This window comes from Roseibium marinum, assembly GCF_002906165.1.
Taxonomy (GTDB): Bacteria; Pseudomonadota; Alphaproteobacteria; order Rhizobiales; family Stappiaceae; genus Roseibium; species Roseibium marinum.
This window is the reverse complement of record NZ_PPCN01000001.1, coordinates 1,238,188-1,253,709: the sequence shown is the minus strand read 5'-3', so window position 1 is coordinate 1,253,709 and position 15,522 is coordinate 1,238,188. Positions and strand designations below refer to the sequence as shown.

At 61.4% G+C, this 15,522-nt stretch carries 17 protein-coding genes; 3 read left to right on the top strand and 14 right to left on the bottom strand.

From position 1 onward, the window contains the following. Nucleotides 1-7 precede the first annotated feature (7 nt). The 8 genes from CLV41_RS05880 to coxB form a co-directional block, all read right to left on the bottom strand. Complete coding sequence (locus tag CLV41_RS05880; RefSeq protein WP_103221245.1) at nucleotides 8-772, bottom strand: SURF1 family protein; 765 nt, start codon at nucleotides 770-772, stop codon at nucleotides 8-10. A gap of 41 nt (nucleotides 773-813) precedes the next feature. Continuing rightward, nucleotides 814-1,203, bottom strand: a complete 390-nt coding sequence (locus tag CLV41_RS05875; RefSeq protein WP_103221585.1) for a DUF983 domain-containing protein — start codon at nucleotides 1,201-1,203, stop codon at nucleotides 814-816. A 120-nt stretch (nucleotides 1,204-1,323) separates the two neighbouring features. Then, a complete protein-coding gene (locus CLV41_RS05870; protein WP_103221244.1) occupies nucleotides 1,324-2,196 on the bottom strand; it encodes a cytochrome c oxidase subunit 3 in 873 nt (290 codons plus the stop codon). A gap of 50 nt (nucleotides 2,197-2,246) precedes the next feature. Beyond that, a complete protein-coding gene (locus CLV41_RS05865; protein WP_235867065.1) occupies nucleotides 2,247-2,852 on the bottom strand; it encodes a cytochrome c oxidase assembly protein in 606 nt (201 codons plus the stop codon). A 10-nt stretch (nucleotides 2,853-2,862) separates the two neighbouring features. Then, the gene (locus CLV41_RS28065; protein WP_235867064.1) at nucleotides 2,863-3,024 is read right to left on the bottom strand and encodes a hypothetical protein; all 162 of its coding nucleotides are present in this window, start codon (nucleotides 3,022-3,024) and stop codon (nucleotides 2,863-2,865) included. Between the two features lie 4 nt (nucleotides 3,025-3,028). Then, entirely contained in the window at nucleotides 3,029-3,964 is a 936-nt protein-coding gene (locus CLV41_RS05860) for a heme o synthase (RefSeq protein ID WP_103221242.1), read from the bottom strand. A gap of 155 nt (nucleotides 3,965-4,119) precedes the next feature. Beyond that, entirely contained in the window at nucleotides 4,120-5,715 is a 1,596-nt protein-coding gene (gene ctaD, locus CLV41_RS05855) for a cytochrome c oxidase subunit I (protein WP_103221241.1), read from the bottom strand. A gap of 76 nt (nucleotides 5,716-5,791) precedes the next feature. After that, nucleotides 5,792-6,718: a cytochrome c oxidase subunit II gene (coxB, locus tag CLV41_RS05850; RefSeq protein WP_408013550.1), complete on the bottom strand. Its 927-nt coding sequence runs from the start codon at nucleotides 6,716-6,718 to the stop codon at nucleotides 5,792-5,794. A gap of 518 nt (nucleotides 6,719-7,236) precedes the next feature. Between coxB and CLV41_RS05845 the strand changes: the two genes are divergently transcribed. Beyond that, on the top strand, nucleotides 7,237-7,797 hold the full coding sequence (locus CLV41_RS05845; RefSeq protein ID WP_408013548.1) for an invasion associated locus B family protein: 561 nt from the start codon (nucleotides 7,237-7,239) through the stop codon (nucleotides 7,795-7,797). A 48-nt stretch (nucleotides 7,798-7,845) separates the two neighbouring features. Here the strand turns inward: CLV41_RS05845 and CLV41_RS05840 are convergent, their stop codons facing one another. The 3 genes from CLV41_RS05840 to tldD form a co-directional block, all read right to left on the bottom strand. Next, nucleotides 7,846-9,633 carry a monovalent cation:proton antiporter-2 (CPA2) family protein gene (locus tag CLV41_RS05840; protein ID WP_103221240.1) on the bottom strand — a complete coding sequence of 596 codons (1,788 nt, stop codon included), beginning with the start codon at nucleotides 9,631-9,633 and terminating at the stop codon, nucleotides 7,846-7,848. A gap of 248 nt (nucleotides 9,634-9,881) precedes the next feature. Beyond that, the gene (locus CLV41_RS28280; protein WP_268952618.1) at nucleotides 9,882-10,016 is read right to left on the bottom strand and encodes a hypothetical protein; all 135 of its coding nucleotides are present in this window, start codon (nucleotides 10,014-10,016) and stop codon (nucleotides 9,882-9,884) included. A gap of 18 nt (nucleotides 10,017-10,034) precedes the next feature. Then, nucleotides 10,035-11,459 (bottom strand): metalloprotease TldD, encoded by a 1,425-nt coding sequence (gene tldD, locus CLV41_RS05835; protein WP_103221239.1) that lies wholly within the window; start codon nucleotides 11,457-11,459, stop codon nucleotides 10,035-10,037. 166 nt (nucleotides 11,460-11,625) lie between these two features. Here tldD and CLV41_RS27470 point away from each other — a divergent pair, with 166 nt between their 5' ends. Beyond that, nucleotides 11,626-12,003: a hypothetical protein gene (locus CLV41_RS27470; protein ID WP_146048517.1), complete on the top strand. Its 378-nt coding sequence runs from the start codon at nucleotides 11,626-11,628 to the stop codon at nucleotides 12,001-12,003. Between the two features lie 133 nt (nucleotides 12,004-12,136). Then, nucleotides 12,137-12,358, top strand: a complete 222-nt coding sequence (locus CLV41_RS05825; protein WP_103221237.1) for a DUF2093 domain-containing protein — start codon at nucleotides 12,137-12,139, stop codon at nucleotides 12,356-12,358. On the opposite strand, the gene lpxK is transcribed toward CLV41_RS05825, so the two are convergent. From lpxK to CLV41_RS05810, 3 genes are all read right to left on the bottom strand, one after another. Continuing rightward, nucleotides 12,355-13,383, bottom strand: coding sequence for a tetraacyldisaccharide 4'-kinase (gene lpxK / locus CLV41_RS05820; RefSeq protein WP_103221582.1), 1,029 nt, complete (start codon nucleotides 13,381-13,383; stop codon nucleotides 12,355-12,357). The genes CLV41_RS05825 and lpxK overlap by 4 nt on opposite strands. Beyond that, on the bottom strand, nucleotides 13,367-14,689 hold the full coding sequence (locus CLV41_RS05815; protein WP_103221236.1) for a 3-deoxy-D-manno-octulosonic acid transferase: 1,323 nt from the start codon (nucleotides 14,687-14,689) through the stop codon (nucleotides 13,367-13,369). The genes lpxK and CLV41_RS05815 overlap by 17 nt, the downstream gene beginning before the upstream one ends. Nucleotides 14,690-14,806: 117 nt before the next feature. Then, nucleotides 14,807-15,514: a lysophospholipid acyltransferase family protein gene (locus CLV41_RS05810; RefSeq protein WP_103221235.1), complete on the bottom strand. Its 708-nt coding sequence runs from the start codon at nucleotides 15,512-15,514 to the stop codon at nucleotides 14,807-14,809. Between the last annotated feature and the right edge of the window lie 8 nt (nucleotides 15,515-15,522).

The window sequence follows — 15,522 nt, the reverse complement described above, 5'->3', positions numbered from 1 at the left end:
GATCATCTCAAGATCGATCAGCATCCCGCCGGTCTCGCGGCCAGAGGATACCCGCAGCATAAGTCAGGAAAACGCCGACAAGCGTCGCGGCGAGGCCGAACCAGGTGAGGGCATAGCCGAGGTGGTCGTTCTTGAAACGGACAATGGTTTCGCCCGCCTGCGGCAGACCGCCTGGAGGTGTGAACGCCGCGTCGAGGTCTATGCTGTATGGCGCGAGGTCAGCGGGGCCGACGTTCAGGACATCTCCCATGGCCTGCGTATCGCGGGCGAACCAGATGTTGTCGGCCGGGTCCGGCTCCGGTGTCGTCCAGTTCGGTTTTTCGCTGAGCCGCAGCAGGCCGGTCAGGTCCATCTTGCCTTGCGGCGGCATGAGAGCCAGCCGGCGGTGCTCGCCGTCGAGACCCTGGGGCAGGAACCCGCGATTGACGAGCACGACCCAGCCACCGGTGGTTTCGAAAGGCGCGTAGGTCATCACGCCCGGCCCTCCCGCAGGTCCTGCCGGATCGCTCAAGGCAGTGTAGTAGAAGACCGCGCCCGGCAGGAACCTACCCGTCACGCTGACATGGCGATAGTCGTCGGTCTCGGCGAGACGCTGCCATTCTGACGGGCCGCGCGCATCGACCGGTTCTTTCGAAACGCCTTCCTCGACCTGGACGATCAGGTTTTCCTTCCAGGCCAGCCGGTCGAGCTGCCACGAGCCCAGCTTGAGCAGCACCAGCAAAGCGAGCGCGGCGGCTATGAAGGGAATAAGAAGTTTTCTAATTGGCCCCATGACGGGATCTGCTTTCGTGCGTGCCGCGCGCGGTCTTGGCCTCAGGAGTCCTGGCTGTCATCAAGACGGCCTTCCTCGGCCTTGTGCCTGAACTGCAGGGCAATCATCAGGCCTTTCAGGGGCCGCAGGACGCCGCCCGCCAGGATGACGGTCAACGGCAGCCACAAGACAAGATGAACCCAGACCGGCGGCTGGAAGCTGAGTTCGACAAACAGGACAAGGCCGACGACGACGAAGCCGACAAGCATGATGACGAAGACGGCCGGGCCGTCGCCGCTGTCGGCAAAGGAAAAATCCAGGCCGCAGGCCATGCAGGACTTTTTCACGGACAGGAAGCCCTCAAACAGCTTTCCCTGTCCGCAACGCGGGCATTTGCCCGAGAGGCCCGCGGACACCGGATTGACCGGGGGAAAGTGTGCCTTGTCTTCCATATCCTGCCTCATGAATTGTTGCGAAAACGAAAGTGCCCGATCCGGAAACCGGATCGGGCACTTTCACGACCCTGGTGATACCGCCCAGGAGCATCGGGCGTTCAGTTGAACGCAGATGCTCTAGTGAGCGGCCGGAGTACCTGCGCCCCAGATGTAGATCGAGACGAACAGGAAAAGCCAGACGACGTCAACGAAGTGCCAGTACCATGCAGCGGCCTCGAAGCCGAAATGGTGTTTCTGCGTGAACTGGCCCATCAGCGCGCGGATCAGGCAGACCAGCAGGAAGATGGTCCCGACAATGACGTGGAAACCATGGAACCCGGTCGCCATGAAGAAGGTCGCGCCATAGATGTTGCCGTCGAAGGAGAAGGCGGCATGGGCATATTCATAGGCCTGACAGATGGTGAAGAGCACACCGAGGATAACCGTCAGCGTCAGACCCCATTTCAGGCCTTCGCGGTCGTCATGCAGCAGCGCGTGATGCGCCCAGGTGACCGTGGTGCCGGAGCACAGCAGGATCAGCGTGTTGAGCAGCGGCAGGTGCCACGGGTCGAAAGTCTCGATACCTACCGGCGGCCAGTGCCCGCCCGTCGCTTCGACGCGGGCATACTGGATGGCCTCGCCGGCAAACAGCGACGCATCGAAATAGGCCCAGAACCAGGCAACGAAGAACATCACTTCCGAAGCGATGAAGAGCAGCATGCCGTAGCGCAGATGCAGGGAAACCACGCGGGTGTGATGACCCTCGCGGCCTTCGCGGATGGTATCGCGCCACCAGCCGAACATCACGTAGAGAACGATCAGCAGACCGACAGCGAACAGGCCCCAGCCCGTCAGATCGATGCCGAGCAGCACGAATTCCGATCCCTGGCTGTATTTCATGAAGCCAATGGCCCCGAGCGCCATGATAAATGCGCCCATGGACGCAATGAATGGCCACGGACTCGGATCCACCAGGTGGTAATCGTGGTTCTTGGTATGTGCCTCAGCCATCGGCAAGCTCCCCAAACACAGTCATCTCAAGCGCAGTCTCGCGCGATTGCTTACAAGTTCGTTTCAGCAGCGGGTTTATCGGCCCGTGCCGCAACAGGACGTTCCGGTTGTTCTACCGGGAAGAAGGTGTAGGACAAAGTGATTTCCTTCACCGATTTCAGTTCCGGATCTTTGTCCATTTCCGGGTCGACAAAAAAGACGACCGGCATTTCGACGGTTTCGCCTGCTTCGAGCTTCTGCTCGGTGAAGCAGAAGCATTCCAGCTTGTTGAAATAGGCCCCCGCCGTCGGCGGCGACACATTGAAGGTCGATGTCCCGGCGGTCGGCCCCGAGCCGGTGCTGGTCGCCTCATAGGCAAGCTTTGCGGTCTCGCCCATCTTCAGCGTGACGGACCTGTGCACGGGCCGGAATTTCCAGGGCAGCGCATGATTGACGTTGCCGTCGAAACGCACAGTGATCATCCGGTCGATGATCACGTCGCTTTCCGCATCCGCGACCTGAGTCGTCCCCCCGAAACCCGTCACGCTGCAGAACAGATTGTAGAGCGGCACAGCGGCATAGGCGGCACCGACCATCACTGCGAACACACCCGCGCAGGCAATCGCGACCTTGCGATTGCTGCGGGACAGGGTCTGAGTGCTCTGCGTTCTGCTCACGGTCTCTTCCTCAAAGCGCCCGGTCCATGATGCCCGGTCCCAGCTTGACGATGGTAACCACGTAGAAAAGGACGACGAGCGCTCCCAGAACCACCGCGATCGCAATCGACCTGGAGCGGCGCTTCTTTTTCTGCTCATCCGTCAGCGTGATGCCTGGCTCTTCTTGCGTCATCGGTTCAGGCTCCCGCTACAAGGCTTTCGCCCAGAAGCAGGGCGAAGAGCATGAACAGATAGAAGATGGAATATTTGAACAGACGTACACAGGCCAGACGCGCCACATCGCCATCGCGCTTGCGCCAGACATCGGCGGCCAGCGCCAGAAAGGTCAGTCCGAGCAGCGCCGCGGCCGCGCCGTAGACCGGGCCCGCGAAACCGAGAAGGTAAGGCGCGACACCGACCGGAGCGAGCAGCAGGGAATAGACCAGAATGTGGTGCCGTGTGCTGGTTTCCCCGGCGACCACCGGCAGCATCGGCACACCGGCCGCGCGGTAATCCACGCTCTTGAACAGGGCCAGCGCCCAGAAATGCGGCGGTGTCCACATGAAGATGATCAGGAACAGGACGAAGCTTTCCAGGCTGACGGATCCGGTGACCGAGGCCCAGCCGATCATGGGTGGAAAGGCACCGGCGGCGCCACCAATGACGATGTTCTGCGGTGTCGAACGCTTCAGCCACATGGTGTAGACCACCACATAGAAGAAGATCGTGAAGGCCAGAAAGGCGCCCGCGAACCAGTTGACCAGGAGGCCGAGGGTGACCACGGAGCCGATCGACAGGGTGATCCCGAAGGCAAGGGCTTCATCGCCGGTGACTTTTCCGGCCGGGATGGGCCGGTTGCGCGTGCGCGACATGATCCGGTCGATGTCGGCGTCGTACCACATGTTCAGGGCGCCGGAAGCCCCCGCCCCGATGGCGATGCACAGGATCGCGACCGCGCCGAGCACCGGATGGACGGAACCGGGAGCAAGCATCAGGCCGACAAAAGCGGTGAAGATCACCAGCGACATGACACGCGGCTTCAGGAGCGCCACATAGTCGCTCACCGACCCCATTCCACCGTCCCAGACGGAACTGTCCTGGCTGATCGTATCCTGGCGCTCAACGAGCGACATGGGCGTGTCCTTTGACTTCTTGTTGCAGCAGCTTGCGCGTTTTCAGGCGGCGCAATGGGCGGCACAGCGCCCGGGCAGTCATTTACAGCATGCACCGCGCCGGGGTCCGGCGCGGTGCGGATTTCAACCCGGAGGACTGGTCCTCCGGCCGCGGATCACTTGATGCGCGGCAGGGTTTCAAACTGGTGGAACGGCGGCGGAGACGGCAGCGTCCACTCCAGTGTCGTCGCGCCTTCGCCCCACGGATTGTTGCCGACGGCACGCTTCTTGGCGAAAGCCTCGACGATACCGAAGAGGAACACCAGAACCGCGAAGGCGGAAATGTAGGATCCGATGGAGGAAACGAAGTTCCAGCCGGCCAGCGCGTCCGGGTAGTCGACATAGCGGCGCGGCATGCCGTTGAGACCCAGGAAGTGCTGCGGGAAGAACACCAGGTTCACACCAATGAAGGTGATCCAGAAATGGGTCTTGCCGATCGTCTCGTTATACATGTAGCCGAACATTTTCGGGAACCAGTAGTACCAGGCCGCGAAGATCGCGAACACGGCCCCCAGAGACAGGACGTAGTGGAAGTGAGCCACGACGTAATAGGTATCGTGGAAGGACCTGTCGAGGCCGGCATTGGCGAGCTGCACACCCGTCACACCACCGACGGTGAACAGGAAGATGAAGCCGATCGCCCAGACCATTGGCGTCTTGAACTCGATGGAACCACCCCACATGGTGGCGATCCAGGAGAAGATTTTCACCCCGGTGGGAACCGCGATCACCATTGTGGCGGCCACGAAATAGGCCTGCGTATCGGACGACATGCCGACGGTGTACATGTGGTGCGCCCACACGATGAAGCCGACGACGCCGATCGCGACCATGGCGTAGGCCATGCCGAGGTAGCCGAAGATCGGCTTGCGGGAGAAGGTGGAGATGATGTGGCTGATGATGCCGAAGCCCGGCAGGATCAGGATGTACACTTCCGGATGGCCGAAGAACCAGAACAGGTGCTGGAACAGGATCGGGTCGCCGCCGCCAGCCGGATTGAAGAAGTCGGTTCCGAAGTTACGGTCGGTCAGAAGCATGGTGATGGCGCCCGCCAGAACCGGCAGGGCCAGGAGCAGCAGGAACGCGGTGATCAGAACCGACCAGGCGAACAGCGGCATCTTGTGCATGGTCATGCCGGGGGCACGCATGTTGAAGATGGTCGTGATGAAGTTGATCGCGCCCAGGATCGACGACGCCCCTGCAAGGTGCAGCGACAGGATCGCCATATCCATGGCCGGGCCGGGCTGGCCGGAGGTCGAAAGCGGCGGATAGATGGTCCAGCCGCCACCGACGCCGTTGGCGCCCGGAGGGCCCTCCACGAAGAGCGAGAGGAGCAGAAGCAGGAAAGCCGGCGGAAGAAGCCAGAAGGAAATGTTGTTCATCCGCGGAAACGCCATGTCCGGCGCGCCGATCATGATCGGCACGAAGAAGTTGGCGTATCCGCCGATCATCGCGGGCATGACCATGAAGAAGATCATGATCAGACCGTGCGCGGTCGTGAAGACGTTGAACATATGCGGATTGGAGAAGATCTGCATCCCCGGTTCCTGCAGTTCCAATCGCATGCCGACGCTGAGTGCGCCGCCGATGATCCCTGCAATGATCGCGAAGATGAGATACATCATGCCGATGTCTTTGTGGTTCGTCGAATAGACGTACCGGCGCCATCCTGTCGGATGGTCATGTGCAGCATGTGCTTCGGTCGCAGCCATTTTCGGCTCCCTCTCTAGTCGTTCTCAGCGGCGCTGCGTGTCATCGCGCGCATCGCCCAAAAGGCTCGCCGCCGCGTTATTTCGCGGCGACGGAGATTTCTTCCAGCTTGCCTTTCACAGCGAGCTTCTTGTCCGCTGCAATCGATGCCATGAGCTGTTCGTTGGCAGTGTCCAGATCGTCCTGAGCGGCTGCAGCCCATGTCTGGAACTGATCCGTGGACACAACGCGGATGGCGATCGGCATGAAGGCGTGATCCTTGCCGCACAGTTCCGAGCACTGGCCGTAAAAGACGCCTTCCTGGCGGGCGTGGAACCAGGTTTCGTTCAACCGGCCCGGGATCGCGTCGATTTTAACGCCGAACGACGGCATTGCAAAGGAATGGATCACATCTTCCGAGGTCACCTGCATCCTCACGGTTGTCTCCACCGGAATGACAAGATCGTAATCGACAGCCAGCAGACGCGGCACTTCGTTCAGGGAGACGCCGCGCGCATCGGCGACAGCCTGGCGTTCGTCGTTCTGAATCATGAGCGAATCGAAGGAAAGCTCACCCATGCCTTCGTCGGTGTATTCATATCCCCAGTACCACTGATAGCCGGTGGCCTTGACGGTCATGTCGTATTCCGGAATGTCCAGCTGCTTGTAAAGCAGGCGGAACGACGGGATCGCGATCACGACCAGGATCAGGATAGGAGCGATCGTCCAGACCACCTCGATCATCGTGTTGTGCGAGGTGCGGGACGGCACAGGGTTCGATTTCACGCCGAAGCGGAAAATGCAGATGATGAGCAGCGCCAGCACCATCAAGGTGACGATCGTAATGATGATCAGCGTGAAATCGTTGAACCACGTGATGTCGTCCATCACGTCCGTCACGGATTTCTGAAACCCGAACTGCCACTCTTTCATGCCGGACTCAGCCGCCAGAGCCGCCGTTGACACTCCAGCAATTGTCGCCGCCAATCCGGCAATAGTCATGAGACGCTTGAAGACTGCCTTCACGTCCGCGCTCCCTTCCCTCAGCCGCATGAGATGCGGCGCATACGTTAAGCACCGGTTTCAGATCCGGTCCAATCCAGTGCGGCAGTAACGGGCTTAGCACAGCTTCGCAAGCCCATTTTACCGCGTCCTAACCTCGGACAGGATTATCAGATTGCCGGAACTATAACCACAAACTGGCATCAAGGGCGATGGCTACAATCAGCCAGAGCGGCGATGTGCCGCATCACCCCGCCGACACCTGCGTGCCGCACAAAAACCACAAGATACGACAGGCTGCAACGGAATTTCCTACTTTTCACAGCGGCTAAATGCCCCCGCACGATTGACGGGCGTCAAGGACAGGCGGATTTTCGACAAAAAAACCGCCTACTCATGACCTTCCCGCTCCGGTGAGACTGGAAACGCGCGCCGTCATGCGGCAATGTCTGGCCGGGATAACACCATGATTCGCGGAACCGGACACATTTTTCCGCCGGCCGGCTCTCAACGGATCGGACACCGATTGACTGGAGGATTTCTTGTCAGCCCATTTGCCAAAACCCATCTCCGCCCGCCCGGCAGGGCGCTCAAGGTCGATTTTGTTTAAAATCGCCGCCGCCACGGGAATCGTTCTTGCCTCTTTTGCGCAAGGCACGCTTCCCGTTCTGGCACAGGGAGAGGTCCGCTCGGCGCATGGAGACTGGCAAATGCGCTGCGATACACCTCCTGGCGCCTCCAGCGAACAATGCGCGTTGATCCAGAACGTCACGGCGGCAGACCGGGAGAATGTCGGCCTGTCGGTAATCATTCTGAAAACCGCCGACAAGCAGGCCCGTATCCTGAGAGTGCTCGCACCGCTCGGTGTCCTCCTGCCTTCGGGCCTCGGGCTGCGTGTCGACAACGCGGATATCGGACGCGCCGGCTTCGTCCGCTGCCTGCCGAACGGCTGCATCGCCGAAGTGATCCTCGAAGAGGATCTGCTCACGAAACTGCAGACAGGAGCGCAGGCGACCTTCATCATCTTCCAGACCCCCGAGGAAGGGATCGGCATTCCGATCTCGCTGGACGGGTTTTCCGCGGGTTTCGAAGCCCTGCCCTGACATCCGCGAAATTTACGCAATCCAAAGGCGCCCGTTGTGGCGCCTTTTTCATTCGGCCGGGAGGTCCTGCTTGTCTTCGGCGGCCTTGCGCGGGGTCACCCGGTGAAGACGGTCGGCACCCGCATATATTCCGTCGGCGAGTTGCATTGCCAGACGCTCATCGTCCCGGTAGCGGACGTCTTCCTCGATCTGATCGATCCGGTCGAGCGGCGTGCCAAGCGCCTCCAGTGCCGCGCGGCCGAAAACGACACTCGATTCGAAGGTCTCGCGGATCTGGAAATCCACTCCGCGCCTTGTGAGGTCCAGCACATGCGCCCGGTCCGTCGCCCTGCAGAAGATCAGGGTGTCCGGGAAGCCTTCGCGGACTAGGTCGATGGCTTTTGCCATCACCTTGTCATTCTCGATGCACATGGCAACGAGCGCCGCCTTGCCCGCGCCCGCGGCGGCAAGGACATCGGCGCGGGTCGCATCGCCGTAGTAGACCTTGTAGCCCTGCTTGCGGGCATAGGCGATGCGGTCCGGCCGGTTGTCGATGGCCGTGATTTCAAGGCCCTCCGACGTCAGGATCTGCGCGACGACCATGCCGAAACGGCCGAAGCCGATGACCAGGACAGCGGGTGTCGCCTCCTCGAAGGTCTCGATCGAGGGGTTTTCAACGCCGCGTGCCTTCACCCTGGCCGCAAGTCTGTCGAGACCGAGACAGGCAAGCGGCGTCAACAGCATCGAGAGAATGACAATCGCGGTCAGGAGATTGGCCGTCTGGTAGTCCAGCAGGCGGTTGCTGACGGCGGCGGTGAACAGCACGAAGGCGAACTCCCCGCCCTGCGGCAGGGTCACCGCGATACGCAAGGCATCGGAATTCGGCGATCCGGTCGCGCGCGAAAGGCTCCAGAGAAAAATTCCCTTGACCATCATGACGATGGCAACGCCGGCGGCGACAATTTCCCAGTTCGCGCCGACGAGAGAGACATCCAGCGACATGCCGACCGCGACGAAGAACAGCCCCATGAGAAGGGAGCGGAAGGGCTCGATATCGGCTTCAAGCGTATGGCGGAAACTGGATTCGGCCAGCAGAACGCCGGCCAGGAATGCGCCCAGCGCCATGGAGAGCCCCACAGCGTGGACAATGCCCGCGCTGCCCAGCGCGACCAGGAGCGCAGCCGAGAGCATGACTTCCCGGGCCCGGCTTGCCGCCAGCAAATGGAAAATCGGCGAAACCAGATAGCGTCCCGTCAGGATCACCGCGGCGACGGCGGCCAGGACGATAACGACCTCCCGGACGATATCGGCCGCGGTCGCCGGTCCCTCGCCCGCGGACAGAATGGCAACCATCGCCAGAAGCGGGACAATGGCGATGTCCTGAAGCAACAGTATCCCGAATGCCCGCTGGCCATAGGCCGATGACAATTGCCCCCGTTCCTGAAGGATCTGCAAGGCAAAGGCGGTGGAGGACAAGGCGAGACCGAACCCGGCGACAAGCGCGGTCGAGTACGGATAGCCGGCATACCGGCCCACGGCGTAGAGTGTTATTCCGGTCAGCAGGACCTGCGCCGTTCCCAGGCCGAAAATATCCCGTTTCATCCGCCAGAGCTTTTGCGGATCCAGCTCCAGGCCTATCACGAAGAGAAGCAGGACAACGCCGAGTTCGGCAACGTGAAGGACGTCTTCCCCCGATCCGAGCAGCCGCAGTCCGTGCGGCCCGATCATGGCGCCGGCCGCCAGATAGCCGACCACCGATCCGAGCCCAAGGCGCTTTGCAATTGGAACAGCCACAACTGTCGCCGCCAGAAACACTATCGATTCAGCGAAAAACGGAGGCGCACCTTCAACGGCCATTCTCTCTCCCCGGATCAGCCTGCATGCATGTGGAGCACGTGCGTGCAGGGAATTGATCGACTTCGAAATATCGGAGACGTCCCGCCGGTATCCACCTCGAGCGGACCCGGCGTATCTTCCTTGTGAAAAGAATATGCGCTTTGCCGTTAACAAATCCAGCGTGGCAGTGAGGAATGGGTCCTCAAATCCTTTCGGGGCCGCCCTTCGGCCCGAAAAGACCACACCTGTTGCGTCAGGCCTGTCCAACCCTATGCAGGAAGGCCTTCAAGCCTTCGGCGGAGGGTTATCTCGCCCAGTTGATGGAGCAGAGCAAGCCGCGTGCGGTGATCATAGCCGTAGAGAACCTGATCCATGTCGAATATGACGAAGTCGATGCCCGCCATGATACCGCCCCGCCACTGTCAGACCGCCGTTCCTCCGACCGTCAGCCCGTTGATGCGCATGGAGGGCTGGCCGACTCCGACGGGCACGCCCTGCCCCTGCTTGCCGCAGGTGCCCATGCCTGGGTCCAGCTTCATGTCGTTGCCGATCATCGCAACCCGCGTCAGGGCATCGGGACCGTTGCCGATCAGCATCGCCCCCTTAACCGGAGCGCCGACCTTGCCGTTTTCGACCCTGTAGGCCTCGGTGCAGGAAAACACGAACTTGCCCGAGGTGATGTCGACCTGTCCGCCGCCGAAAGAGACCGCGTAGATACCGTCCTTGACGGACCTCAGGATTTCCTCCGGGTCCTTGTCACCGGCCATCATGACCGTGTTTGTCATGCGCGGCATGGGAATATGCGCATAGGACTGGCGGCGGCCGTTTCCGGTCGGCTCCATACCCATCAGGCGGGCGTTCTGGCGGTCCTGCATGTAACCCTTGAGGATACCGTCCTCGATCAGCATGGTCCGGCTGGCCGGTGTTCCCTCATCATCCACGGTCAGGGATCCGCGCCGGTCCGGAATGGTGCCGTCATCGACGATAGTGACGCCCGGCGACGCGACGCGCTGGCCCATCAGACCGGCGAAGGCGGAGGTCTTCTTGCGGTTGAAATCGCCTTCCAGGCCATGGCCCACCGCCTCGTGCAGAAGAATGCCGGGCCAGCCGGGGCCGAGAACGACATCGAAGGTGCCGGCAGGTGCCGGGACAGCCTCCAGATTGACAAGCGCCTGACGCAGCGCCTCGTCCACACCGCCCTGCCAGTTTTCCGTCGTGATGAAGCGTCCGAAACCCTCACGGCCGCCGCAGCCGAAAGAGCCGCTTTCCTGACGCTCGTCATTGCCCGCGACAACCGAGATGCTGAGGCGGACCATCGGACGGACATCGCGTACCAGATGGCCGTCGGCGCGCAGGATCTCGACCACCTGCCAGGAACCGGCCAGCGAAGCGGAAACCTGACGCACCCGCGGGTCTTTCGCCCGTGCATAGGCGTCGATTTCCTGCAGCAGCTTGACCTTTTCCTCAAAGCTCGGCCCGCCAAGAGGATTGGCATCGGTATAAAGCGACTGGTTGGTTCTGGACGGAGCCGCGGCATAGCTGCCCGAATACCCCTTCTTGACCGCGCTGACCGCTTCGGCGGCCCGTTTCAGAGCACCCTCGGAAATGTCGCCCGCATGGGCATATCCGGCCGCTTCGCCGGCCACGGACCTCAGGCCGAATCCCTGCGCCGTATCGTAATTGGCCCCCTTCAGGCGGCCGTTGTCGAACACCAGACCTTCACTTTGCCGGTATTCGACAAAAAGCTCACCGTCATCGGCGCCGGAGAGAGCCTCCGCGGTGATCCGCTTGGCTGTTTCCAGACCCAGGCCGGAAGACTCGATAAGATCTGTGGTGGAAATTGTCATGCGCGCGTCCTGTCTGCCTCCGGCCGGCCCTGGCGTGTTTGTGGGTCGGCATGCGATCGCATCCACCCGGAATTATTCAGCCGCCATAACCGGAGTTGTTATCGCTGGTTTATCCCCAACATAGGGTTTCTGACGCATAAATCATCCGAAAATCTCGGAATTCCACTTGCGAAAATTTAAACTTGAATATAAAATTCATATTAATGATGCAACGCAAAATAAACGCGATGCATTTCGTTCGCCGGTGAATTCGGCCTGCCGCAAACCATCCCGTAAGGCGCTTTGCCTGAAAGAGGATACAAAAGGGTGCAAGACCATGTCCGCGTCAGATGACCTTCCCCAGATGCTGTCCTTTCATGCTCTTGCCGCCACGCGTGGCGACGGGCTGCATCCGTTGCTGGCGAAGGTTCTTGCCCGGTCCGGGTCGGTCTCCGGTCCGCCGCCGCCGTCCGAACAGACCGACGCGAATATCGTTCGGCCGCAGTTCGGAGCCAAAATGACAAGCCGCGCCGCCGCCTCCGTAAAAGACGCCAAGCCACGCTGATCCGGTTCCCGGAGACCGGTGGGCCAAAGACCGGCAATGCCTCACTGGAGCACAGTCAGGAACCGCGCCGCTTGCCCTGAAATGGTGTTTTGGCTTAGAAGGTGCTGTCGTTAGACCGCCTGGAACCGATCAGATGATGAACCGTTACGAAAACCCACGCATTCCGAGCGAAGCCCGCGTCCGGTATCTGGACGGCGACTATCAGGTGGAAACACCGGGCACCTTCGTGCGCTGCGCCGTGACAGGCACTGCAATTCCGCTCGATGAACTGAAATACTGGTCCGTCGAGCGCCAGGAAGCCTATGTCGATGCCAAGGCTTCCATGAAGCGGTATCTGGAAACCAAGCCTGCCTAAGCTTGCTGGTGGAAACTCCGATTGCGCAGCGTTTCCCTGATCAGGCCCATCAGCCGGTCCTCGTCGTCGATGTCCATGCGCACTTCGAGCACCCGAGCTGTGGACGCGATCCAGTGAAAGAGTTCTCCGTCCGAGGTTTCCAGCCTCACCATATCCTTGGCCGTTGTGACGAGCTGCAGCCCCGCCTCTTCCGCCTCCGTCAAAAGGGCCCGGACATCGGCCTCGGTGTAGGGATGGTGGTCGGCGAAAGCGCGAGTCTGTTTCACCTGATAGCCCAGCTCTTTCAGCGAGCCGAAGAATTTCTGCGGCCGGCCGATCCCGGCGAAGGCGAAGAGTTTGCGCCCCTCGAGTTCCCCGTCCGGCTGCGGCCTCAGGTGGGCATGCAGGATCGGCAGCGCCTTGCGCCCGGCAAGATGAGCCGCCTGTTCCGCGGCATCGCCCTCGCCCACCAGCACAAGGCAGTCGGTCTTGAGGATCTGCTTGTGTGCCGGAGCGCGCAGCGGACCGGCGGGTAAACAGAGCCCGTTGCCGAAACCGGCGGCACAATCGACCAGCACGAGGCTGAGATCCTTGGCGAGGGCGGGATTCTGAAACCCGTCATCCATCAGCAGCACATCGACCGGCTGTTCTTCCGCCAGCGCCGCGCCCGCCGGGCGGTTGCGGGAAATCACCGTCGGCCCGTAACGGGCCAGAAGCAGGGCCTCGTCACCGACATCGGCGGCTCCCTGGACGTCGGCGGCCACGAGCAGCGGTCCTTTTTCGCTGCCGCCATAGCCGCGCAGGAGAAACCCGGGCCGGTAGCCTTCTTCCCGCAGCCGATAGGCCAGTTCGATCGCGAACGGAGTTTTTCCGGCCCCTCCGACCACGAAATTGCCGATGCAGATGACCGGCAGCCTGCTCTTCGCCTTCGGTCTTGCGAGCATCCGGCGTCCGGCGACCAGACCGTAGATCCAGCCGGCGGGGGCCAGAAGCAGAGCCATCGGAGAAAGTCCCGGTTTCCACCAGAAGTCAGGAGCTTTGCCCACGTTCCGCCTCCGGTTCCCGCCCATCGGCGCGATCTTTCAGATAGGGCCGCAACAACAACAGGATTTTCTCCTGGACACCCCTGCCGGCTTCTACAAGAGCCCTTGCCCGGCTCGCCTGGTCGCGGGCATCTTCCGGCCGGCGCAGCAGACCGGCGACCAGATCCGTCAGGTCTTCGGGCTGTGACGCCCGCAATGCCGCCTTGCCTGCCCAGAACTCCTTGTAGACAGCACGTGCATTGGCCACATGCGGTCCGGTCACGAGCGCGGATCCGCCAAGAGCCGCTTCAACCGGGTTGTGCCCGCCAACGTCAGTGAAAGATCCGCCAAGAAAGGTCACCGGCGCCAGCCTGTAGAAAAGTCCCATCTCGCCAAGTGTATCCCCAAGATAGATCCTTGTGGACGGTGTTATTTTTTCACCCGTGCTCCGGCGGGTGCAGGTCAGGCCGTATCCGCCGATCAGCTCCGCGATGTCATCGGCGCGGGCCGGGTGGCGCGGGACCAGAATCAGCAGAAGGTCGGGAAATTCCTTCAGAAGCTTTTCAAAGGCACGCAGGGCAATCGCATCCTCACCCGGATGGGTCAGCGCGGCCAGCCAGACGGGCCGGCCGTCGATTTGGCTGCGAAGGTCCATTATCTCGGTTTCCGCGGCCTCCGGCACACTGGCGTCGAATTTCAGATTACCCGGCGTTTCCACCCTTTTACAGCCAAGGCGGCGGAAACGTCCCGCGTCGGCGGCGCTTTGCGCCAGCACCAGGTCCAGGCATTCGAAGACATACCGGGAGGCTGCGGGAAGCCGTGACCAGTTTCTGTGGGAGGTGTCCGAAAGACGGCCGTTCAGCAATATGAAGGGCACATTGCGGCTCCGCAATTCATCGAACTGGCACGGCCAGATCTCCGATTCGACCACCATCGCAAGGTCGGGAGACCAGTGATCGAGAAACCGGGTCAGGGGAACCGGCGCGTCGTAGGGAACAAACTGGTGAAACGCGCCTTGCGGAAGCCGCGTCGCGGCAATTTCAGCCGCCGTAACGGTAACCGTCGTCAGCAGCACCTTGTTGCCCGAAGCGCACAAGGCCTCGATCAGCGGCAGCACCGACATGGTCTCGCCGACGCTTGCCGCGTGGACCCATATGAGGTGCCCGGAGGGACGCGCCTGTTGCGGCCGGCCGAAACGCTCGCCCTTCCTTTGCGCGATCTCCTTGCCGGAGCGGCAGCGCCACCAGAAGAGAAGGTGGAACAGGGGCGTCAGGGCCCGGGAAAGCCCCCGATAGGCGCTGATGAGCAAGGGGCGACGCCCAGCCTGCATATCTCCCACTCCTTACCACCAGCGCCTCAATTCGAGCGAACGCGGGATGGTCCAGACCAGCGGACGTTCAATCTGAACCGAATAAACGTCCAAAAGCCGATCTATTTCCAAAATGACCTAGGTCACGGACTTCTCCGCCCTGCCGACAAGTTCATAGGCACGTGTGGTGACCGTATTGAGGCTGTCCTCAACCTGCTGACGGAAGATTTCCAGTTCATCGTCCCCGGCCTCGACCGGAACCCGGATCAGCTCGCCGACGGCGATCCCGCCGCGCCCGAAGGGGAGATTCACGCTCGCCTTGTCCCAGCTGTTGAGTTCGATGCTGCGGCTGGTCGCCACCGCGACAGGCAGGATCGGACGGCCGGAATGTTTCGCCAGTTGCACGATGCCGACGCCGGATTTGCGCGCCGGACCTTTGGGAATATCGGCGGTCATGGCGATCGTATACCCGTCCTTCAGGGCTCTCAGCGCTTCGATGAAACCACGCATTCCACCGCGTTTCCTGATCTGGCGGGCGTTTCTGCCACCGGAAGCCCGGATCAGGCCGAGTCCGAGCTTGCGGGCCGCGATGGCGTTGACCTCGCCGTCGGCGGACCGCGAGATCATGACTTTCGCCGGCCAGTGAGCGGGCTTGGCAAAGGGCACCATGAAATGCTGGCCGTGCCACATCGCCACGATAACCGGAAGATGCGGTTCGGTCTCGTCATAGATCCCTTCGGGGTCCAGGACAAAGCGGTTGGTGCGGTTGACCAGCTTCAGATAGGCGGCGAGCAAGGTGCCCACACCCGACAGGACCCAGGGATGGCGGCCGAGGCGTTTGATCATTTTTCTTG

Bases quoted from the DNA above. Each gene is read 5' to 3' on its own strand.
- CLV41_RS05880 (WP_103221245.1), bottom strand. From the start codon at position 772: ATGGGGCCAATTAGAAAACTTCTTATTCCCTTCATAGCCGCCGCGCTC.
- CLV41_RS05875 (WP_103221585.1), bottom strand. From the start codon at position 1,203: ATGGAAGACAAGGCACACTTTCCCCCGGTCAATCCGGTGTCCGCGGGC.
- CLV41_RS05870 (WP_103221244.1), bottom strand. From the start codon at position 2,196: ATGGCTGAGGCACATACCAAGAACCACGATTACCACCTGGTGGATCCG.
- CLV41_RS28065 (WP_235867064.1), bottom strand. From the start codon at position 3,024: ATGACGCAAGAAGAGCCAGGCATCACGCTGACGGATGAGCAGAAAAAG.
- CLV41_RS05860 (WP_103221242.1), bottom strand. From the start codon at position 3,964: ATGTCGCTCGTTGAGCGCCAGGATACGATCAGCCAGGACAGTTCCGTC.
- ctaD (WP_103221241.1), bottom strand. From the start codon at position 5,715: ATGGCTGCGACCGAAGCACATGCTGCACATGACCATCCGACAGGATGG.
- CLV41_RS05840 (WP_103221240.1), bottom strand. From the start codon at position 9,633: ATGGCCGTTGAAGGTGCGCCTCCGTTTTTCGCTGAATCGATAGTGTTT.
- CLV41_RS28280 (WP_268952618.1), bottom strand. From the start codon at position 10,016: ATGGCGGGCATCGACTTCGTCATATTCGACATGGATCAGGTTCTCTAC.
- tldD (WP_103221239.1), bottom strand. From the start codon at position 11,459: ATGACAATTTCCACCACAGATCTTATCGAGTCTTCCGGCCTGGGTCTG.
- CLV41_RS05825 (WP_103221237.1), top strand. From the start codon at position 12,137: ATGATGAACCGTTACGAAAACCCACGCATTCCGAGCGAAGCCCGCGTC.
- CLV41_RS05815 (WP_103221236.1), bottom strand. From the start codon at position 14,689: ATGCAGGCTGGGCGTCGCCCCTTGCTCATCAGCGCCTATCGGGGGCTT.
- CLV41_RS05810 (WP_103221235.1), bottom strand. From the start codon at position 15,514: ATGATCAAACGCCTCGGCCGCCATCCCTGGGTCCTGTCGGGTGTGGGC.